Origin of the sequence: Streptomyces sp. NPDC050564 (assembly GCF_044457265.1) — a bacterium.
Lineage (GTDB): Bacteria > Actinomycetota > Actinomycetes > Streptomycetales > Streptomycetaceae > Streptomyces.
In genome coordinates, this window is the sequence record NZ_JBITGS010000019.1 from 1 (window position 1) to 18969 (window position 18969).

The following is an 18969-nucleotide window of genomic DNA, read 5'->3' on the forward strand; positions in this document are numbered from 1 at the left end:
CTCGCGGCGCCCCCCCCCCCCCCCCCCCGCGGGTGCGCCCCCCCCCCCCCCCCCCCCCCCACCCCCCCCCCCCCCGCCCCCCCCCCCCCCGCCCCCCCCCCCCCCCGCCCCCCCGCGCCCCCGGCCGGGCGCCCCCCCCCCCCCCCCCCCCCCCCCTCTCTCATGTCGCCGAGCAGGAAACCGCCGGCACCGCGCCACCCCCCGGCGCTCCCCCGAACCCGAAGCTCGCCGAACCGCCCACCGCGATCGCCCCGTTGTGATCGGCGTTGACGGCGGTGACGGTCGTCCCGCTCTGCGTGTACGTGCGGGTTCCTCTCGGGAGGCGCGGCCCCGGAACGGATGGGAGCGCTCCCGTGCACCGCGCACTCTCCATGGAAGGGATTGATCATGGACACGTCAAGCATTCGGACGGAAGTCGCTCGCGGAGAGGACGAGGCGCTCGGCAAGCGGACGGGAGGCTGGGCGAGCAGAACGGGGGGTTCTCGCCGAGAGGGTGACAAGGGCGGCAATCAGTGCCTCTATGGAGGGCATGAGCAGTACCCCGACTCCGAGCCCCGAGCTCGCCCCGCTCGCCAAGCAGTACGCCGTCCTGCTGACGAGCCACAAGAAGGACGGCACGGGCGTAGGCACCCCGGTGAACATCGCCGTCGAGGGTGACCACGCGTACTTCCGCACCCCGGGCAGCACCTGGAAGGTCAAACGCCTGCGCAACAACCCGGAGGTGGAGATCGCTCCCTCCACCTTCCGTGGCGCGCCCACCGGGCCCGAGATCCACGCGCGGACGCGGCTGCTCGACCACGGCAGCGAGGAGGACAAGCACGCGGCGAAGCTGCTGCGGCACAAGTACCCGTTCATGCAGGGCGTCTTCGTGCCGCTCGCCCACAAGGTGATGCGGACGCCGACGCTGCACTACGAAGTGCGGCCGTTGGAGGAGTAGTACGTGAAGTGATGCGGGTCAGTTCCGGCGCAGCAGCCGCCTGAAGCCGATGATGACGGCGAAGGCGGCTGCGACCGCGATGGCGCCGACCTTGAACCCGCCGCTCAGCCGGTCGCCGTCACTGCCGGAAGCCGAACTTCCGTCCTTCGAAGGCGATGTGGAACCGGACCCGTGGTGCCCGGGCACGCTCTCCGGCTGCACGCTGCTGTCCGCGCCCTCGCTCCCGTACATGAGCTCGGACCCGTCGGGGGTGTAGGTGACGGACTCGCCCTGCCCCTGCAGGGGGACGTTCAGCCGCCCCTGACGTTTGATCTTCCCGCCGTTCCAGTCGTACGCGATCCCGCCGAAGTACCCGCGTACGGCGAGCTGCTTGCCGTCGGGCGAGAAGGCGCTGTCGGTTGCCCAGAGGTCGATCGTGGCGACGGGCTTGAAGATGTTGGTGCCGGAGGCGGAGAGCTGGGCGGGGCCCTCGTAGAGGTGGCCGCCGTCCTCGTTCTTGTCGACGATGTAGACGCGCCCGGTCTTGGGATGGACCATCAGCGACTCCGCATTGCGCGGCCCGTCCGAGTACTTCACGACGTACTGCGTGGCGCGGATCGTCTGGTCCTTGAGCACCTTCGGCTCGGGCAGCTTGTAGATCCATACGTGATCCCATGTGCCGCCGAGGTTGTCGCCGATGTCGCCGACGTAGAGGTTGTCGTCCGGGCCGATGGAGATGGCCTCGACATCCCGGGGGGCGCCGACCCCGCTCATGGTGACGGTGGCGACGGTCCTGCCCGTCCTGCTGTCGACGGCGTACAAGTACGCTCCGTCGTCGCTGTCGTTGTGGGTCCAGTAGATGCCCGGGTGGGCGTGCGAGGCGGCGAGTCCGCTGGACTCGGTGATCCTGGGGTCCTTGATCGTGAACCCGTTGTCCGCGCTGTCGGCGACGGCCGGCGCCGCCAGGGCGACGACGAGGACGGCTCCGGCGAGAAGCGAAGGCGATCGGCGCATGAGCCCAAGCCTGCCATCCCGGCGGACGGTTCACGCGGTGGCCGCCGGCCGAACTCGCACGGAGGCGGGTCTCGCACGCAGACGCGTCCCGCGTGGAGGCGCGTCCCGCACAGAGGCGCGGCCAGCACGGAGACGCGTCCCGCACGAAGGCGTGTCCAGCCTCACACCCCCACGGCCCAAGACACTCCCGTTGATCGTCCATGATGAGCGGATGCTCAGGTTCATGCCCGTCGGCGACTCCATGACGATCGGTAGCGCGGGCGAACACACATGGCGTTACCGAATGTGGCAGCACCTGCGCGCGACGTACGGGGGCCCGTTCAAGATCGTCGGTCCGCGCGAGACGCTCTACGACAAGGCGACGGACTCCCCCGACTCGTACGAGTACGCGGACCCGGACTTCCCCCGCGCCCACCTGGCCGGCTGGGGCGAGGGCTGGCTGCACATGGCCCCACTGATACACGACGCGGTCCGCGCGCAGCGCGCCGACGTCCTGCTCGTCTCCCTCGGCCTGATCGACCTCGGCTTCTACACGAACGCGACCCAGACGGCGGACAATGCCCGCGCCTTCATCGAGCAGGCCCGCGCCGCGAACCCGCGGATCCGCATGGTCCTGCTCCCGGTGATCCCGAACGTCCGCGCCGAGTCCGACACCCCCTTCGCCGCCGAGGTATCCGCCTTCAACGAACTCCTCGCCAAGACCGTGGCCGACCTCGACGAACCCCGCTCCCCGCTTCTCCTGGCCTCCCCGCCCCCGTCGTACGACATCAACTTCGACACGTACGACGGCACGCATCCGAACGCGAGCGGCGAGCACAAGATCGCGGAGGGGTTCGCAGAGGCGATGTACCAGGCGTGGGACCTGGGCGAGCCCTACGCGGCCGAAACCGCCTGACCGATTCCCGGCGTTGTCCGGTCACCGTGCAATCGTTGTACCGCGCGGCTGCACTCGACCGGGTTGCGGCCGGGGAGGAGCGCCACGATGACCGCCGTAGACGACAGGATCGTCATGGCCGACGCCAACAGCAAGCGCTTGGACGAGTGGTTCGAGCGTCTTGAGCGCATGCCCGTCCCCGAAGGATTCAGGGTCGAGATCGTCGGGGGCAACGTTCACATGACGCCGCAGCGCGATGCCCACTGGGAGATCATCCGTCGAGGACACCCAGCCCAAGGACGGCGAATACGTCAGCGAGCTCTCCGTCGCCTTCGGCGCAGACGTGGACATGACCGCCACTTCCCTCGACCTCACGCTCAAGACCGGTAAGTTCCCCCGGGACTAGGGATATCGCGCGCCAAAAGGCATGTGGCACGATGCCGCGGTGATCGCCAACACCCCCATATCTCCCGCCGTCCCCGCAGGTCGGATGGCCCGGGCCCCGCAACCGGCATTAGACCTGCCCCAAGGACTGGAGCTGCGCCCCTGGCGCCCGGGCGATGCCGACGCGCTGGTGGCCGCGGGCCAGGATCCCGCGATTCGCCGATGGAACCTCCTGTATGTGGAGTCGCCGGAAGACGCCCGCAAGAGGATCGCGCGCATGCACGAGCGCTGGCAGGCCGAACAGGGCGCGATCTGGGCGATCGCGCGGTCGGGCGACGATAGCGGCGGCGCCGAAGCCATGGGGCTCATCGGATGGAACGACATCGATCTCACCGGCGGCAGCGCCGAGATCGTCTACTGGATTCTGCCCGCGGCCCGCGGCGGCGGTGTCGTGGTCGAGGCCGTGAAGCGCCTCAGCCGGTGGGCCCTTGAGGATCTCGGACTGCACCGCCTGCGGCTGTGCCACTCGGTGGCCAACCCGGCCTCCTGCCGAGTGGCGGCCAAGGCCGGCTACTCCCTCGAAGGCACCATGCGCGGCGCCCTGCTCCACGCGGACGGCTGGCACGACCAACACCTGCACGCCCTCGTCCAGGGGGACACCTTGGGCGCAGGGTGACGTGGCACCTGGGCGGGCCGCACGTGGCACGCAGCCCAAGGACGGCGACTACTTCGTCGAGATGACCGTCACCTTCGGTGGAGACGTCGACATGACCACCACCCCCCTCGGCCTCACCCTCAAGACCGACGAGTTCCCCCGCGACTAACCCGCCCTGCGGGCGATGACCGGCGGCTCGCCCCGGGTCCAGATCGCCTCGATGGCCATGCGGCTGAAGCGCCGGCCGAGTGGGGTGCGGCGGAGTTCGGCCCGGTAGTAACCCCCCACCGTGAAAAGGGGGTTGGCGTCCGGCCCCCGGTCCTTGAGTGTGGTGTCGAGGTGGACATGGGTCGTCAGGGCATTCCAGGAGACGGTGACTGTCGCCCCGTCGGCCGTCAGGCCTTCCGGCGCCGTGACGACGTCAGTGACGATGTCCGTGGCGATGTGCTGCGTGCGTGCGTACCGGCCGAGCGCCTCGGCGGTGCCCTCCGCCAGGGCCTTCCTGCCTTCGGTCACCCCTAGAGGGCTCACGCCTCGTACGTCGTCCGTGAAGTAGGCGCGCGCCCAGTCGTCGTCGAACTTCCGCTCGTCGAGCGACCGGAAGAACCGGCTGACGAACAGGCTGATGGCGTCGTGATCCGTGTGCGTGGTCATGCCGCAAGCCTCGGACCTAAAGCTTGGTCGAGGTCAAGCGGCGGCCGGACCACGGTCCTGCTTACGGGCTGTCACCAGCGCGAAGGACAGGAACTCGCCGGCGTCGGCGGTCAGCATGTCGATGACCGGCTGGTGCGCGGCCCGCCCCTCCGGCAGGTGTTCGGCGCACGCCCGGCTCCACAGCAGCCAGTCCCGCCAGGCGTCCTCCTGCAGGCGCGCGGACGTCACCGCGACCAGCTCGGTGATCTCCCACTGGAACCGCCACCACTCGGGTGTGTGCCAGGCGATCGCCTCCCAGCCGACGAGGGCCTTGATGTGCGCGGGGATCGCCCCCAACTCACGGACCTCGCGGGTCAACGCGGGCGTGGCGATGCCGAGTTGGCCCCCGGGGCGGAGGAACCTCACCAGGTACGGCAGATAGCTGTCCGCCGTGCCGAAGTACTCGAACGCGTCAATGCTCACGATCGCGTCGAAGCTGCCCTCCTCGAAGGGCAGTTGATGCGCCTCGGCACGCACCGCCTCCACCTGCCCGTCGACACCCGTATGCGCGAAGACGGCCGCCGCCTCGTCCGCCCCGACCCACCAGTCGGCCGCGACGACCCGTACGCCGTACTCACGGGCGAGGAAGACGGAGGTCGCCCCCTTCCCGGACCCCAGGTCGAGGACCCGCATGCCCGGCCGCAGGTCCAGGTCCCGTGCGAGGTCCTCCAGGAGCCACAGGGGGTGAGGGCCCATGTCGAGGCCGAGGAGCCAGCCCGGGTCGTAGGCGGAGGAGCGGGGGTAGCGGTCGGGCCGGACGAGTGCATCGAGTGCGGTCACGACGTACGAGCCAACCGGCTCACGGGGCGCGGGACAACTGGGTTTCGGGGTGCGGTGGCCGGTGATCCTCCTCCCAGTACGCCAGTACGCCAGTACGCGACGCCAGGACGGCGAGCCGGATGAGGAAGGCCCTCGGGTTCTTCCCGGAAGGCGTTGCCGTGCCTGCCCGACGGGTGGAGCGCCGCCGCCGTGAGGGCGAACGCCCTTGCCTAGAGCGCACTCCACCCCGTTGGCTAAGGAGTCATGAAGTACACGCAGCTCGGACGCACGGGACTCAAGGTCAGCCGGCTCGTCCTCGGCACCATGAACTTCGGTCCGCAGACCGATGAGGCCGACAGCCACGCCATCATGGACGCGGCGCTGGACTCGGGGATCAACTACTTCGATACCGCGAACGTGTACGGCTGGGGCGAGAACAAGGGCCGTACGGAAGAGATCATCGGCAACTGGTTCGCCAAGGGCGGCGAGCGGCGCGACAAGGTCGTCCTCGCCACCAAGGTGTACGGGAACATGGCGGCCGACGGCGAGCCGTGGCCCAACCACGACAAGCTCTCCGCGCTCAACATCCGGCGGGCCGTCGACGCCAGCCTCAAGCGGCTGCAGACGGACTACATCGACATCTACCAGTTCCACCACATCGACCGCGCGACTCCCTTCGAGGAGATCTGGCAGGCGATCGACGTGCTGGTCCAGCAGGGGAAGATCCTCTACGTGGGGTCCAGCAACTTCCCCGGGTACAAGATCGCCCAGGCCAACGAGATCGCCGCGCGGCGCCACGGCACGATCGGCCTCGTCAGCGAGCAGTGCCTCTACAACCTCGCCGAGCGGCGCGCCGAGATGGAGGTCATCCCGGCCGCGCAGGAGTACGGGCTCGGGGTCATCCCCTGGTCGCCGCTGCACGGCGGTCTGCTCGGCGGCGTGATCAAGAAGGAGGTCGAGGGCGGGCGCCGGGCGAGCGGCCGGTCCGCCGACGCCCTCGCCAACACCTCCGTACGCGCGCAGATCCAGGCGTACGAGGATCTGCTCGACAAGCACGGCCTGGAGCCCGGCGAGGCCGCGCTGGCCTGGCTGCTGACCCGGCCCGGCGTCACCGGCCCCATCGTCGGCCCGCGCACCGCGCAGCAGCTGGAGTTCGCGCTGCGCGCCGTCGAGCTGGAGCTGTCGGAGGAGGTACTGGAAGGTCTCGACGAGATCTTCCCGGGGCCTGGGCCGTCGCCGGAGGCTTTCGCCTGGTAGCACTCCGTAAGGGGCGCTGGGAGCGGCGCGACCGGCCACGGCCGGCCCGCAGCCGGCGAACCACCTGCGGCATCCCGGCTCTCCGACGGAGCGCGGCGGTGGCGGTCGGTTACCTGACCGCCGCCGCCAGCGCCACCACGACGAACATCAGCACGAGCACACCGGCCATGATCCGGTTACGGGTCTTCGGGTCCACACATCGAGCCTAACCGGCCGCCCCGAGCGGCCAGCGGGCGACCGTCTCATAACGGGGCTGCTCCCCGGGCACGCCCGACTTCGGCAGCCGGCTGCGGACGAGGCACAGCTCCCCCACCGTCCACTCCTGCCCTTCGAAGGCGCCCAGGGCGGTGACGTACGCCTCGAAGCGCGCGGAAGCGCGGCTGCGGGCCACGGTCAGATGGGGATGGTAGGGGCGGTGGTGCCCCATCGGGATGCCCGCCTTGCGCGCGGCCGCGTCCGCCCGGTCGGCCAGCAGCCGCATGGTCCCCAGGTCGCCCGCCACACCCACCCACAGGGCACGCCCGCCGAAGTGGCCGCCGCCACGCAGCGACACGGGGAAGGGATCCGTGCGGTGGGCCGCGCGGGCCAGCCGTTCCGAGAGGTCCGGGACGTTCTCCTCGTCCACCTCGCCGTAGAACGCGAGCGTGAAGTGCCAGCCGGGGCGGCCCGTCCACCGCAATGCCTCGGCCCCCGGCAGCCGCTCCAACTCATCGACCTCCGAGGCGAGTTCACGGACCACACCCTCCGGAGGCAGCACCGCCGCAAAAAGTCTCATGCCGTCACCCTTCCAGGGAACGGATCATCCGGCGACCCCCGCCCGGCATGGGGATCCGCACGTCCACGGGGGGACGCCGGATGCCCGTGCCCGGGGGTGCGGGACGCCCGCTGCGGGCGACCGCCGCGCGGGCGACGACGGCAAGCTCGTCGCGTATCACGAGGGCAACGGCTTCACGCCGACGGCGTCCTCACCGTCGGGGACCGGCCGGGCCAGGTGCCGGCCCGGCGCGTGCAGCCGTCTGTCGTCACGCCGCCGGGGCCAGCTGCTCCTCCCGCTGCTCCTTCGGTACGAAGCGGACGTGCGGGTGGCCGTGGTGCCAGCCGAGGGAGAGGCGGAAGCCGCCGATGCGGGCCAGGATCAGGCCGATCGTGGTCGCGGCCGCCAAGGAGATCAGGCCGCCGAGGGCGAAGCCGACGCGGGCGCCGTAGGCGTCCGTGGCCCAGCCGACGAGTGGTGCCCCCAGTGGTGTACCGCCCATGAAGACCATCATGAACAGCGCCATGACGCGACCGCGCATCGCGGGGTCGGTGGCCATCTGGACCGAGGTGTTCGCGGTGACGTTGACCGTCAGGCCGAAGATGCCGATCGGGACCATCAGGAGAGCGAAGAGCCAGAGGGAGGGGGCTGCTGCCGCCACCACTTCCAGCGCGCCGAAGGCCACCGCCGCCGCGATCAGGATGCGCAGCCGGGCTGTACCGCGGCGGGCCGCGAGCAGCGCGCCGGCCAGCGAGCCGAGCGCCATCAGCGTGTTGAAGAGGCTGTATGCGCCGGCCCCCGCGTGGAAGATGTCGTCCGCGTACGCCGACAGCCAGACCGGGAAGTTGAAGCCGAAGGTGCCGATGAAGCCGACGAGGACGATCGGCCAGATCAGCTCCGGGCGGCGCGCCACGTACTGAAGGCCTTCGCGCAACTGGCCCTTGCCGCGGGGCGTCCGCTCGACCACGTGGAGTTCGCGGGCGCGCATCAGCAGCAGGCCCGCGATGGGGGCCACGAAGGAGAGGCCGTTGAAGAGGAAGGCCCAGCCGGTGCCGACGCCCGTGATCAGCAGGCCCGCCACCGCGGGGCCGACCAGGCGGGCCGACTGGAAGTTCGCCGAGTTCAGGCTGACCGCGTTCTGCAGCTGGCCCGGGCCGACCATCTCGGAGACGAAGGACTGGCGGGCCGGGTTGTCGAGGACGGTGGCGAGGCCCACGGCGAAGGCGGCCAGGTAGACGTGCCAGACCTGGACATGGCCGGAGAGGGTGAGGAAGGCGAGCGCCAGGCCGGTGACGGCCATCGCCGTCTGCGTCACGAGCAGCGTGGGCCGCTTGGGGAGGCGGTCGACGAGGACACCGCCGTACAGCCCGAAGAGGAGCATCGGCAGGAACTGCAGCGCGGTGGTGATACCGACCGCGGCGGACGAACCGGTCAGGCTCAGTACCAGCCAGTCCTGGGCGATGCGCTGCATCCAGGTGCCGGTGTTGGAGACGACCTGGCCGAGGAAGAACAGGCGATAGTTCCGGATCTTCAGCGAGCTGAACATCGAGGAGGAACGCGTCGCGCGGGGCGAACGGTCGAAAGCGGACGGGGAGTCGTGGGTGGCTGGTGCGGGGGCGGAGTCTGCTCCGGGTCCCGTACTCAAAAGGGCTCGCCTCCTTGGCGGTCGTTGACGTCGGCGTCATGGGAGGGCGTCGGCGATGGTCGAAACAGGGGAGCGGCCCTCCCGGGGGAGGGCCGCAGGTGGTCACAGATGCGCGAGCTTTTCCAGGACGGGTGCGGCTTCGCGGAGCTTCGCCCATTCGTCCTCGTCGAGGGCCTCGACGAGTCCGGCCAGGAACGCGTTCCGCTTGCGTCGGCTCTCTTCGAGCATCGCCTCGGCCTTGTCGGTCTGTGTGACGACCTTCTGGCGCCGGTCCTCGGGGTGCGGCTCCAGCCTGACAAGACCCTTGGCTTCGAGCAGCGCGACGATGCGCGTCATCGAGGGCGGCTGCACATGCTCCTTGCGGGCGAGCTCGCCCGGCGTGGCGGTGCCGCAGCGGGCCAGGGTGCCGAGCACCGACATCTCGGTGGGGCTCAGCGACTCGTCGACCCTTTGGTGCTTGAGTCGACGCGACAACCGCATCACTGCGGAGCGCAAGGCGTTCACGGCGGCCTCGTCGTCGCCATGGGTGAGGTCAGGCATGTCTTTAGCGTAACTCATTACTCTCCCTAAAGACCACCGGGATGCCCGTGAACCGCACCACTGGGTCCCGACATCACTCATATGAGTGAGCCCGCTCCGGAAAGTGACCCCTCCTCCGTCGAGGTCCGGCGACCCTCGAGTCCATGGGGACCACAGTGCTCAGCCTGCGGATAGACGGGGAGCTGCTCAACCGGCTCCGACACCACGCCGCCAAACGCGGAATGAGCGTCCAGGACTATGTCGTCCAGACGCTCATTCGCGATGACTTCGACGAGCGGTTCCAGACCGCGGTCGAGGAGACGGAGAAGTTCTACGGGGTCACCTGAGACCCCGTACGGCCGCTTACGTCAGCCCCAGCGCCGGCATCAGGTAGTAGAAGGCGAACACCGCAGACACCACGTACATCGCGATCGGGATCTCACGGCCGCGCCCGGCGGCCAGGCGCAGCACCACGAAGGTGATGAAGCCCATGCCGATGCCGTTCGTGATCGAGTAGGTGAACGGCATCATCATCATCGTCACGAAGGCCGGGATGGCGATCGTGTAGTCCGCCCAGTCGATCTCCTTGATCGAGTGGGACATGATCAGGAAGCCGACCGCGATCAGGGCGGGCGTGGCGGCCTGCGACGGGACCATCGTGGCGACCGGGGTGAGGAACAGCGCCGCGGCGAAGAGCGCGCCGGTGATGACGTTCGCGAAGCCGGTGCGAGCCCCTTCGCCGACACCCGCCGTGGACTCCACGAAGCAGGTGGTGGCCGAGGAGGAGGTGGCGCCGCCCGCGGCGACCGCGATGCCGTCGACGAACAGGACCTTGTTGATGCCGGGCATGTTGCCCTGTGCATCGGTCAGTTTGGCCTCGTCACTGACGCCCATGATCGTGCCCATCGCGTCGAAGAAGCACGACAGCAGCACGGTGAAGACGAAGAGGATGCCGGTCAGCACGCCGACCTTGCCGAAGCCGCCGAAGAGGCTGACCTTGCCGACGAGTCCGAAGTCGGGCGGGGCGACCGGGTTGCCGGGCCACTTCGGGGTGGTCAGACCCCAGGACGGGATCGTGGCGACGGCGTTGATGATCAACGCGAGGACCGTCATCGTGACGATCGAGATCAGGATCGCGCCGGGCACCTTGCGGACGATCAGCGCGAGGGTGAGCAGCGTGCCGAGGACGAAGATCAGAACGGGCCAGCCGTTGAGGTGACCGTCCGAGCCGAGCTGGAGCGGGACCGTGGTCTGCGCGACGTCCGGAATGCGCGAGACGAAGCCCGAGTCGACCAGACCGATCAGCATGATGAACAGGCCGATACCGATCGAGATGCCCTTGCGCAGGCCCAGCGGCACCGCGCTCATGACGCGCTCGCGCAGACCGGTGGCGACCAGCAGCATCACGATGAAGCCGGCGAGGACGACCATGCCCATCGCGTCCGGCCACGACATCCGCGGGGCGAGCTGGAGTGCGACAACCGTGTTCACACCCAGACCCGCCGCCAGCGCGATCGGCACATTGCCGATGACACCCATGAGGAGGGTGGTGAACGCCGCGGTCAGAGCGGTCGCGGTGACCAGCTGGCCGTTGTCCAGGTGGTGCCCGTACATGTCCTTCGCGCTGCCCAGGATGATCGGGTTCAGCACGATGATGTAGGCCATCGCGAAGAAGGTGGCGAAACCGCCGCGGATCTCGCGCGGGATGCTGGAGCCCCGCTCGGAGATCTTGAAGTAGCGGTCCAGGGCGCCCTGCGCGGGGCGGGGCTCCGGCTGCTCCGGGGTGGGGGCCTTGGTGACGGCCGAGGTGGACATGCGTGACCTCATCGTGCGGGGGCCTTACGGGGCCAGTACGAGCGCCCTGACGATGGGGGTCCCCCGCTCGAACGGAGTCGAGAGTGGGGCAGGGCGCCGGGCTGGGAACTTGATCGAGTCTGGCCGTTACGCGATCACCAGCAGGTTTCTTCGATGTTTCTGTTGGCGTTTCGTACGAAGAGAAAGAGCCAGACTCAGACCGTTTCAGTATGAACATATGAGTCGGAAATCGCTATCTCCGCGCGTAGACCCTTGGTATACAAGGGCGCGCACAGGCCCGGCTCCCGCCCGATCCGCGGCCTCGTAAGCTGTGCACATGGCGAAGTGGACCCCCAAGCACGAGGCGCCGGAGCCCCTGGAGGGCCCCGTCGTCGCCACCATCACCGGCGGCACGATCCTCTGGTTCGTCCTCTTCCTGGTGCAGCTGCCGTTCTACGGCTGGTTCGACGACCACGGGCACACCTGGTGGGTGTGGACGTGCCTGGCCGGCGCGGGTCTCGGACTGATCGGCATCTGGTACGTCCGCAAGCGCGACGCCGCCATCAAGCGCGCCGCGGCCGCCGGCACCGATCCGGCCGCCACTGCTGCGGAGTAACAAGCTCCCCCTACAACCAGGGCATCACTCCCCCGCGCCCGAGTCCTCCCCAGGTCGGATCTTTGGGGCACTCGGCAGGTGAAGCCGTATATCCGCACGTACCGTCGAATGCATGACGCACATCGACGCGGGCGCCGAACTCGATCCCGTTCACCCCGTGCCCCTTCCCGCCTCCCGGCGGTCGGAGGGGTTGTCCGCCGCCGAGGTGGCCGAACGGGTCGCGCGTGGCGAGGTGAACGACGTCCCCGTGCGCAGCAGCCGCTCGATGGGCGAGATCGTCCGCGCCAACGTCTTCACCCGGTTCAACGCGATCATCGGTGTGCTCTGGCTGGTCATGCTGTTCGTGGCGCCGTTCCAGGACAGCCTGTTCGGGTACGTGATCATCGCCAACACCGGGATCGGCATCATCCAGGAGTGGCGGGCCAAGAAGACCCTGGACTCGCTCGCGGTGATCGGCGAGGCGAAACCGACCGTGCGCAGGGACGGGGTCGCCGCCGAGGTCAGTACGTCGGAGATCGTGCTCGGGGACCTGATCGAGATCGGCCCCGGTGACAAGATCGTCGTGGACGGCACCTGCGCCGAGGCCGACGGCTTGGAGATCGACGAGTCGCTGCTCACCGGTGAGGCCGATCCGGTGGTCAAGCACCCCGGTGACCAGGTGATGTCGGGCAGCTTCGTGGTCGCGGGCGGAGGCGCGTTCACCGCGGCGAAGGTGGGGCGGGAGGCGTACGCGGCGCAGCTCGCCGAGGAGGCCTCACGCTTCACGCTGGTCCACTCCGAGCTGCGGACCGGTATCTCCACGATCCTCAAATACGTGACGTGGATGATGATCCCGACCGCGATCGGTCTGATCATCAGCCAGCTCGTGGTCAAGCAGCACGGCCTCAAGGACTCCATCGCGCGGACGGTCGGCGGGATCGTGCCGATGGTTCCGGAGGGGCTGGTCCTGCTCACCTCCGTCGCCTTCGCGATAGGCGTCATCCGGCTTGGCCGGAAACAGTGCCTCGTGCAGGAACTTCCCGCCATCGAGGGGCTCGCCCGCGTCGACACCGTGTGTCTCGACAAGACCGGCACCCTCACCGAGGGCGGCATGGACGTCACCGAGCTGCGGCCGCTTCAGGGCACCGACGAGTCGTACATACGCAGAGTCCTCGGCGCGCTCGGCGAGTCGGACCCGCGGCCGAACGCCTCGCTCCAGGCGATCATCGCCGCCTACCCGGACAGCGAGGAGTGGCGCTGCACCGAGTCGCTGCCCTTCTCCTCGGCCCGCAAGTACAGCGGGGCGTCCTTCAGCGAGGGGAACGGGGAATCCAGTACGTGGCTCCTCGGCGCCCCCGACGTGCTGCTGCCCGCCGGAGATTCCGCGCTCGCCGAGACCGAGCGGCTGAACGAGGCCGGGCTGCGGGTGCTGCTGCTCGCCCGGGCCACCAAGGACCTCGACGCCCCGGAGGTCAAGAAGGGCGCCCGGCCCACCGCCCTCGTCGTCCTCGAGCAGCGGCTGCGCCCGGACGCGGCGGACACCTTGAACTACTTCGCCGAGCAGGAGGTCAAGGCGAAGGTCATCTCCGGCGACAACGCGGTGTCGGTGGGCGCGGTGGCCGGGAAGCTCGGGCTCACCGGCTCCGTCGTGGACGCGCGCCACCTCCCCGACGAGCGGGAGGAGATGGCGAAGTCGCTGGACAAGGGCACGGTGTTCGGGCGGGTCACCCCGCAGCAGAAGCGGGACATGGTGGGCGCGCTGCAGTCGCGCGGACACACGGTGGCGATGACGGGCGACGGCGTGAACGACGTGCTCGCCCTGAAGGACGCCGACATCGGTGTCTCGATGGGCTCGGGCTCGGAGGCCACCCGGGCGGTGGCCCAGATCGTCCTTCTCAACAACAGTTTCTCGACGCTGCCCTCGGTGGTCGCGGAGGGCCGCAGGGTCATCGGGAACATCACCCGGGTCGCGACCCTCTTCCTGGTGAAGACGGTCTACTCGGTGCTGCTGGCCATCCTGGTGGTGTGCTGGCAGGTCGAATACCCGTTCCTGCCACGGCACTTGACGCTGCTGTCGACGCTCACGATCGGTGTCCCGGCGTTCTTCCTGGCGCTCGCCCCCAACAAGGAGCGCGCGAAACCCCACTTCGTACGACGCGTGATGCGGTACTCGATCCCGGGCGGGGTCATCGCCGGGCTGGCCACCTTCGTGACGTATCTGCTCGCCCGTCACTACTACACGGGCGAGGGCGCGCTGGACGCGGAGACCAGCGCCGCGACACTGACGCTCTTCCTGATCTCGATGTGGGTGCTCGCGATCATCGCCCGGCCCTACACCTGGTGGCGGATCTGCCTCGTCGCCGCGATGGGCGGGGCGTTCCTGCTGGTGCTCATGGTGCCGGGCCTGCAGCACTTCTTCGCGCTCAAGCTGGTCGGCACGACGATGCCGTGGATCGCGGTGGGCGTCTCGGCGGTGGCGGCGGCCACCCTGGAGTTCCTGTGGAAGTGGGTCGACCGCCGCTTTCCCGCGTAGGGGTTACCGCACGGGTTACTGCACGTCGACGTAGTCACCCGTGGCGTTGACCGCCGGGGTGGTCGAGGTGCCCGCGAAGCTGTAGCGGAAGTAACCGTCGACGGTGGCCGTCGTGGTCGTCTTCAGGTTGCCGGTCGAGTCCGACGTGATCGTCTTCAGCGTCGTGTAGGTGGTGCTGCCCTTCTTGCGGAACTGCAGCTTCACCGACTGGTTGGTGTAGCCGTGGTACAGGTTGTCTTCCCAGTTGGCGCGGGACAGCTTGCCCGTGACCGTGATGGTGCTGCCCTTCTTCACCGGCTCCGGCGAGGCGTTGACCGTCAGCTTGGAGTAGCGCTGCACGTTCGGGGAGGTGAAGCCGCCCTGGTCGGCGATGCCGACGTTGTCCCAGTTGATGTCGTCGCTGGTCCAGTCCTCGCCGTTGTAGGCGACGGCCAGGGCCGCGGCGTGCCAGGTGCCGGCGTCCGAGTTGATCAGCTCGCCGTCGGCCGGGTAGATGTCGACGTTGCCCTTGCAGGTGGCGACGGTCGACGAGGTGGCCGTGCAGGTCGCGTCGTAGTCACCGAACAGCATGTTGTCCGGCGCGTCGAACGAGCCCTTGTAGAGGTAGGGGGCGGTGTAGAAGTCGTCGGCGGTGATGTCGACGTCGGCGCCGTGGGTCATCGTGTAGGTGACCGGGACGGCGACGTGGTTGCTGATGCCGACCTTGATCGCCGCGCCACCGTTCACCTTGACGTTGGAGAAGGTGGCGTCGAGGGCGTACGGCGTGCCGGTGTCGGCGGCGGTGGAGGTGCTGAACGCGGTCTTGCCGACGGCGGCGTGGGCGACTTCCTGCGCCTTGGTGACCGCGGCGCGGTCGGAGGAGGCGGAGTCGGCGGCGTGGGCGCCCGGCACGGCGAGGGCGGAGAGGGCCAGGGCGCCGGAGACGGCGGCCACGGTGGCACGTATGCGCATGCGATCCCCAAGTGGAGAAAGGGGCCCCGGTGCTGGTCGTACCTCACGGCTCGTCGTCGCACGGGGCCCAAATGATCGTGGAGTCTGTTGACTCGGGAGATCAGATCCGCCACGAATACGGATGGTTGTACGGGAGATGAAGATTTTGTGCGCGGATTAACAAGATCACAGGAAGGTGAGAGGGAGCCCCTCCCACCTCCCCGGCGGCCGGGTCAGTCGAACCAGCGGTCCCGTGCCAGTTCCTCCGTGCGGGACGGGTCCTCCAGGAGGGCCGCGACCTCGAAGCGGCGCGGCCACTGTCCCGCCGCCCAGGCGAGTCCGGCCGCGACGCCCTCCAGGGTGGCGGCGTGCAGCACGCCGTCCCGGGTGCGCCGCCAGTCGAGTTCGGTGCCCTCGACGATGAGCTCCTCGTGTTCGACGTACGAGCTCGGGGTGGACGGCCCCAGCAGGACCCGCACGGAGTCCGGTACGTCGTGTTCGGTGCCCTCGGAGTCCACGTCCCCGGTGACGGAGTCACTCAGCCGCCGCACCTGGAACAGCTCGGCGAGCTCGGCAGCACGCGACGGCCGTACGGGGAGCAGCGGCACCCCGCCGGTGAAGGGCAGCAGGTCGGGCGAGTCGACGACCACGGCGTCGATCGCGTCCACCACGCGCACCTCACCGTCGACGACGGCCCGCACCTCGTCCGGCAGGGTCACCTGCTCGGGGTCGAGGTCGGCCAACGCGCCGTAGAGGGCGTGCAGTTGGGCGCCCGAGACCTTCCGGTCGGGGTCGGCGAGCCGGTCGAGGAGCTCGGCGGCGCCGCCGGGTTCGGCGAGGAGGGCGGCCACCGAGGTGCGGACGCCGAGCGCCCGCAGCACCTGCTCGTCGTCGAAGCCGGTGGCGTCGGCGGCGTCGTACAGGCCGTGCAGGAGCGGGTCGCCGCCCTCGGCGCGCAGTCCGGCGGGCCGGCGGCCGTCGAGGACGGGATGGCCGCGCAGCCACCAGGCGGTGTACGGCCGGACGATCTCGTGCGTGCCGTCGGGCAGCAGGATCCGCACCGGCTGGGTCAGCGCGTCCCGCAGCGGCGGCTGCGAGAGCAGCGCGAGGGCCTGCGGCCACCGCTCGTCGTCCACCAGGTCCAGGTCCCGTACGGCGACGATCTCGGTGGCGACCGGCGGCACCGGCGTGTCCGGCAGCCGGTCGAGGACGTCCTCGCACCACACGTCGACGGCGTCCAGCAGGCCCGCGTCGTCGGGTTCGGCGAAGTCGGAGTCCCGGGGCTCCAGTTCGTCCGGGTCGAGGACGAGATCGGTGGAGCGTACGAGGGCGAAGTTGGCGAGGATGCCACAGGCCGCGAGCGGCTGTTCGCCCCAGCGGTCGGCCAACTCGGCGTCGATGAAGGCGAGTTCACCCTCACGCATGACCTGCGCGAACGGGCTGCCGGGCAGTACCAGTTCACCCGCGGGCGCGAGTTCGCCCTCGTCGTCCGGGAGGGCGAGGGCGCCGAGCCAGGGCTCGTCGCCGGGTTCCAGGCCGGCGTCGCGGACCAGCGCGAGCACGGTGTCGGCCAGCTCCTCGGCGTCCGGCGCGTCCTCGTCCCACGCCCCGCCGTCGTCGTCGAGCGAGGCGGCGACGGCGGCGCGCACCTGCGGGGTGGTGAGCACGGCGCGGGGCGTGGCCGGGAGGGCGCCCAGCTTCTCCAGGAGCGGGTGAGCGGCGTCCGGGTGGGCGACCTTGAGGCCGAGGCGGGCGAGGGAGTCGGAGGTGGCGGCCCAGGTGTCGTCGGGGGTGGGCCCGTCGGGAACCGGCAGCAGAACCTGCCGGGGGCCGATGGTCGTACGCCCGTCGGCGAGCGGCACGGGCAGGCCGGAGAGCCGGTCGGGGTCGACCCCGGCGAGGCTGTCGTAGAGACTCCGCCACCAGGTCGGGTCCTTCTCGAGACCGGCGAGGCGGTCCACGGCCTCCGTGAGGGGCACCCGCGCGACCCCCAACGTCCGGAGCTCCACCCGGCGTTCGAGCCCGGCGGGCAGCAGGCTGGGCAGCACCTCGGCGAGGACGCGGACGGTCTCGGCTCCGGCGCCCTCGACGACCTCGGCGTCACGGGGGCGCAGGGCGGCCGGGTTCTCCGCGGCGCTGGTCTCGAGCCATTCGGTGGGGGTGTCCGGGGCGTGGTCCGGCTCGATGGCGGGCGGCAGGAAGGCGGTGCGCGGCAGCCGGTCCAGGATCGCCTGGCGCAGGCCGCCGTCCAGCTCGCCCTTGCCGAGCGGGCCCGGCACGAGGTCGATGATCGCGGCGTCCACCGGACGCCAGGCGGCCAGCAGTTCGGCGTACGCGTCCGCCGCGCGCTCCACCAGGAAGTCGGTGAGCGGGCCGGGGGCGGCGTGGCGGCGGGTGGTGTCGAGCGGGAAGGAGGCGATGAGCAGGGCGGGCACGCCGAGCGGCTCGTCGCTGGGCGTGGGTGCGTGCACGACGGGGCTGGTGCGGGGGCGGCCCGGGGTGCCGTCGCCGCTGTCCACGGGCACGGCCCAGGTCACGGACCAGTGCGGGCGCAGCCGCTCCTCGACCGGACGGTCGGCAAGGAGGGCGGGCTCGAGGGGGCCGTGGCGGGAGATGGTGCGATAGCGGGTGGTGCCCTCGCGGGAGTCCTCGAGGGTGACGCCGTGCTCCTCGGTACGGCGCCGGAGAGTGCGTACCTCCGCGTTCCCGATCTCGATGACCACTTCCTCAAGGCCCGGCAGGGCGAGCAGCAGGGCGTCGTCGATGTTCTGCAGGAGGCGCTCGGCGAGATCCTGGGCGGCGAGGTCCCGCAGGGGCATGATCACGACGGTGTCGTACGGGTCCGGGGCGGTGCCCTCGGCCGCGAACGGCAGCCGGAGCAGGGGCACATGACCGTCCCGCCGGCGGATCTCGTCCCCGAGTCCCGGGCTGTGGCGGGCGGTGTCCCCCGCCAGCTCGCGAGCCTCGGCGAGGGACCAGCGGACGCCGCCGTGCCGCCCGACGACGGCAGGCTCGTCGGTGACGGCCAGCACGGCGGCGAAACCGACGCCGAAACGGCCGACGGCGCCGATCGCCGTGTCGTGCGCGTCGCGTTTGGCGGAGGCGCGGAGCGTGGAGAGCGATTCGACGCCGGTCGCGTCGAGCGGGGCGCCGGTGTTCGCCGCGACGAGTACGTCGTCGCGGAGGGTGAGGTGGAGGCGGCCGGGGACGCCGGCCCTTGCCGCCGCGTCGGCCGCGTTCTGGGCCAGCTCGACGACGAGTCGGTCCCGGTAGCCGCCGAGGACGAGGTCCTCCTCGGCGTTGGCGTCCTCGCGGAACCGCGCCGGGCTGGTCGCCCAGGCGTCCAGCACGCCGCGTCGCAGGCGCGCCGTCCCGAACGGGTCCGCGCCCTCGGCTGCCGGCCGCACGAACTTGCTCACGGTTCACTCTCCCTCTCGCCTGGCGCGACCGCGAGTGCTGCGCTCGGCCGCGGCATGAAGGTACCGCGCGCCGGACCGGCCTCCGGCCGGGGCTCTCCCTCGCAGGGCACCCTGCGCCGGTGCGGGCGCCAGGGTCTTTCGCCCCCTCCGCCCCTGCCCGTCCCTGGGGGCTGCCGCCCCCAGACCCCCGCTCAAAAAAGATCGCGCAGTTCCCGGCGCCCCCGGACA

At 70.3% G+C, this 18969-nt stretch carries 19 protein-coding genes and 1 pseudogene; 10 read left to right on the top strand and 10 right to left on the bottom strand.

The annotated features are described in order from the left end of the window. Positions 1-160: 160 nt before the first annotated feature. Entirely contained in the window at positions 161-373 is a 213-nt protein-coding gene (locus ACIBK0_RS28130) for a cellulose binding domain-containing protein (RefSeq protein WP_399085769.1), read from the bottom strand. Between the two features lie 156 nt (positions 374-529). On the opposite strand from ACIBK0_RS28130, the gene ACIBK0_RS28135 reads away from it, so the two are divergent. Continuing rightward, positions 530-937 (top strand): PPOX class F420-dependent oxidoreductase, encoded by a 408-nt coding sequence (locus ACIBK0_RS28135; protein ID WP_399085772.1) that lies wholly within the window; start codon positions 530-532, stop codon positions 935-937. An 18-nt stretch (positions 938-955) separates the two neighbouring features. Here ACIBK0_RS28135 and ACIBK0_RS28140 read toward each other — a convergent pair whose 3' ends face one another. Then, a complete protein-coding gene (locus ACIBK0_RS28140; protein ID WP_399085775.1) occupies positions 956-1930 on the bottom strand; it encodes a WD40 repeat domain-containing protein in 975 nt (324 codons plus the stop codon). 211 nt (positions 1931-2141) lie between these two features. On the opposite strand from ACIBK0_RS28140, the gene ACIBK0_RS28145 reads away from it, so the two are divergent. From ACIBK0_RS28145 to ACIBK0_RS28165, 5 genes and pseudogenes are all read left to right on the top strand, one after another. Next, a complete protein-coding gene (locus ACIBK0_RS28145; protein WP_399085778.1) occupies positions 2142-2825 on the top strand; it encodes an SGNH/GDSL hydrolase family protein in 684 nt (227 codons plus the stop codon). Between the two features lie 87 nt (positions 2826-2912). Further along, a pseudogene (locus tag ACIBK0_RS28150) lies at positions 2913-3086 on the top strand (Uma2 family endonuclease); the annotation flags it as partial. Further along, on the top strand, positions 3061-3210 hold the full coding sequence (locus ACIBK0_RS28155; protein ID WP_399086352.1) for a hypothetical protein: 150 nt from the start codon (positions 3061-3063) through the stop codon (positions 3208-3210). The pseudogene ACIBK0_RS28150 and the gene ACIBK0_RS28155, both read left to right, overlap by 26 nt. 84 nt (positions 3211-3294) lie before the next feature. Continuing rightward, positions 3295-3864 (top strand): GNAT family N-acetyltransferase, encoded by a 570-nt coding sequence (locus ACIBK0_RS28160; protein ID WP_399086323.1) that lies wholly within the window; start codon positions 3295-3297, stop codon positions 3862-3864. A 1-nt stretch (position 3865) separates the two neighbouring features. Next, complete coding sequence (locus tag ACIBK0_RS28165; protein WP_399085781.1) at positions 3866-4012, top strand: hypothetical protein; 147 nt, start codon at positions 3866-3868, stop codon at positions 4010-4012. Here the strand turns inward: ACIBK0_RS28165 and ACIBK0_RS28170 are convergent. Together ACIBK0_RS28170 and ACIBK0_RS28175 are read right to left on the bottom strand one after the other, a co-directional pair. Beyond that, a complete protein-coding gene (locus ACIBK0_RS28170) occupies positions 4009-4497 on the bottom strand; it encodes a nuclear transport factor 2 family protein (RefSeq protein ID WP_399085784.1) in 489 nt (162 codons plus the stop codon). The genes ACIBK0_RS28165 and ACIBK0_RS28170 overlap by 4 nt on opposite strands. A gap of 33 nt (positions 4498-4530) precedes the next feature. Beyond that, complete coding sequence (locus ACIBK0_RS28175; protein ID WP_399085787.1) at positions 4531-5316, bottom strand: SAM-dependent methyltransferase; 786 nt, start codon at positions 5314-5316, stop codon at positions 4531-4533. Between the two features lie 243 nt (positions 5317-5559). Here ACIBK0_RS28175 and ACIBK0_RS28180 point away from each other — a divergent pair, with 243 nt between their 5' ends. Further along, a complete protein-coding gene (locus tag ACIBK0_RS28180; protein WP_399085790.1) occupies positions 5560-6552 on the top strand; it encodes an aldo/keto reductase in 993 nt (330 codons plus the stop codon). Positions 6553-6757: 205 nt separating this feature from the next. On the opposite strand, the gene thpR is transcribed toward ACIBK0_RS28180, so the two are convergent. The 3 genes from thpR to ACIBK0_RS28195 form a co-directional block, all read right to left on the bottom strand. After that, positions 6758-7327, bottom strand: a complete 570-nt coding sequence (thpR, locus tag ACIBK0_RS28185) for an RNA 2',3'-cyclic phosphodiesterase (RefSeq protein ID WP_399085793.1) — start codon at positions 7325-7327, stop codon at positions 6758-6760. Positions 7328-7574: 247 nt separating this feature from the next. Continuing rightward, on the bottom strand, positions 7575-8951 hold the full coding sequence (locus tag ACIBK0_RS28190; protein WP_399085796.1) for an MFS transporter: 1377 nt from the start codon (positions 8949-8951) through the stop codon (positions 7575-7577). Between the two features lie 102 nt (positions 8952-9053). After that, positions 9054-9491 carry a MarR family transcriptional regulator gene (locus tag ACIBK0_RS28195; protein ID WP_362519914.1) on the bottom strand — a complete coding sequence of 146 codons (438 nt, stop codon included), beginning with the start codon at positions 9489-9491 and terminating at the stop codon, positions 9054-9056. 143 nt (positions 9492-9634) lie between these two features. Between ACIBK0_RS28195 and ACIBK0_RS28200 the strand changes: the two genes are divergently transcribed. After that, positions 9635-9817: a ribbon-helix-helix protein, CopG family gene (locus ACIBK0_RS28200; RefSeq protein ID WP_399085800.1), complete on the top strand. Its 183-nt coding sequence runs from the start codon at positions 9635-9637 to the stop codon at positions 9815-9817. A gap of 16 nt (positions 9818-9833) precedes the next feature. Here ACIBK0_RS28200 and ACIBK0_RS28205 read toward each other — a convergent pair whose 3' ends face one another. After that, a complete protein-coding gene (locus ACIBK0_RS28205; protein ID WP_399085803.1) occupies positions 9834-11285 on the bottom strand; it encodes an NCS2 family permease in 1452 nt (483 codons plus the stop codon). A gap of 316 nt (positions 11286-11601) precedes the next feature. On the opposite strand from ACIBK0_RS28205, the gene ACIBK0_RS28210 reads away from it, so the two are divergent. Together ACIBK0_RS28210 and ACIBK0_RS28215 are read left to right on the top strand one after the other, a co-directional pair. Beyond that, the gene (locus ACIBK0_RS28210; protein WP_399085806.1) at positions 11602-11880 is read left to right on the top strand and encodes a DUF2530 domain-containing protein; all 279 of its coding nucleotides are present in this window, start codon (positions 11602-11604) and stop codon (positions 11878-11880) included. Positions 11881-11992: 112 nt separating this feature from the next. After that, positions 11993-14392 (top strand): HAD-IC family P-type ATPase, encoded by a 2400-nt coding sequence (locus tag ACIBK0_RS28215; RefSeq protein ID WP_399085809.1) that lies wholly within the window; start codon positions 11993-11995, stop codon positions 14390-14392. Between the two features lie 15 nt (positions 14393-14407). On the opposite strand, the gene ACIBK0_RS28220 is transcribed toward ACIBK0_RS28215, so the two are convergent. Together ACIBK0_RS28220 and ACIBK0_RS28225 are read right to left on the bottom strand one after the other, a co-directional pair. Next, positions 14408-15343 (bottom strand): hypothetical protein, encoded by a 936-nt coding sequence (locus ACIBK0_RS28220; protein WP_399085812.1) that lies wholly within the window; start codon positions 15341-15343, stop codon positions 14408-14410. Between the two features lie 212 nt (positions 15344-15555). Then, positions 15556-18741: a sacsin N-terminal ATP-binding-like domain-containing protein gene (locus tag ACIBK0_RS28225; protein WP_399085815.1), complete on the bottom strand. Its 3186-nt coding sequence runs from the start codon at positions 18739-18741 to the stop codon at positions 15556-15558. Positions 18742-18969: the final 228 nt, after the last annotated feature.

Coding starts and splice junctions, on each gene's coding strand:
- ACIBK0_RS28130 (WP_399085769.1), bottom strand. CDS start 373: ATGGAGAGTGCGCGGTGCACGGGAGCGCTCCCATCCGTTCCGGGGCCG.
- ACIBK0_RS28135 (WP_399085772.1), top strand. CDS start 530: ATGAGCAGTACCCCGACTCCGAGCCCCGAGCTCGCCCCGCTCGCCAAG.
- ACIBK0_RS28140 (WP_399085775.1), bottom strand. CDS start 1,930: ATGCGCCGATCGCCTTCGCTTCTCGCCGGAGCCGTCCTCGTCGTCGCC.
- ACIBK0_RS28145 (WP_399085778.1), top strand. CDS start 2,142: ATGCTCAGGTTCATGCCCGTCGGCGACTCCATGACGATCGGTAGCGCG.
- ACIBK0_RS28155 (WP_399086352.1), top strand. CDS start 3,061: ATGCCCACTGGGAGATCATCCGTCGAGGACACCCAGCCCAAGGACGGC.
- ACIBK0_RS28160 (WP_399086323.1), top strand. CDS start 3,295: ATGGCCCGGGCCCCGCAACCGGCATTAGACCTGCCCCAAGGACTGGAG.
- ACIBK0_RS28170 (WP_399085784.1), bottom strand. CDS start 4,497: ATGACCACGCACACGGATCACGACGCCATCAGCCTGTTCGTCAGCCGG.
- ACIBK0_RS28180 (WP_399085790.1), top strand. CDS start 5,560: ATGAAGTACACGCAGCTCGGACGCACGGGACTCAAGGTCAGCCGGCTC.
- thpR (WP_399085793.1), bottom strand. CDS start 7,327: ATGAGACTTTTTGCGGCGGTGCTGCCTCCGGAGGGTGTGGTCCGTGAA.
- ACIBK0_RS28195 (WP_362519914.1), bottom strand. CDS start 9,491: ATGCCTGACCTCACCCATGGCGACGACGAGGCCGCCGTGAACGCCTTG.
- ACIBK0_RS28200 (WP_399085800.1), top strand. CDS start 9,635: ATGGGGACCACAGTGCTCAGCCTGCGGATAGACGGGGAGCTGCTCAAC.
- ACIBK0_RS28205 (WP_399085803.1), bottom strand. CDS start 11,285: ATGTCCACCTCGGCCGTCACCAAGGCCCCCACCCCGGAGCAGCCGGAG.
- ACIBK0_RS28210 (WP_399085806.1), top strand. CDS start 11,602: ATGGCGAAGTGGACCCCCAAGCACGAGGCGCCGGAGCCCCTGGAGGGC.
- ACIBK0_RS28215 (WP_399085809.1), top strand. CDS start 11,993: ATGACGCACATCGACGCGGGCGCCGAACTCGATCCCGTTCACCCCGTG.
- ACIBK0_RS28220 (WP_399085812.1), bottom strand. CDS start 15,343: ATGCGCATACGTGCCACCGTGGCCGCCGTCTCCGGCGCCCTGGCCCTC.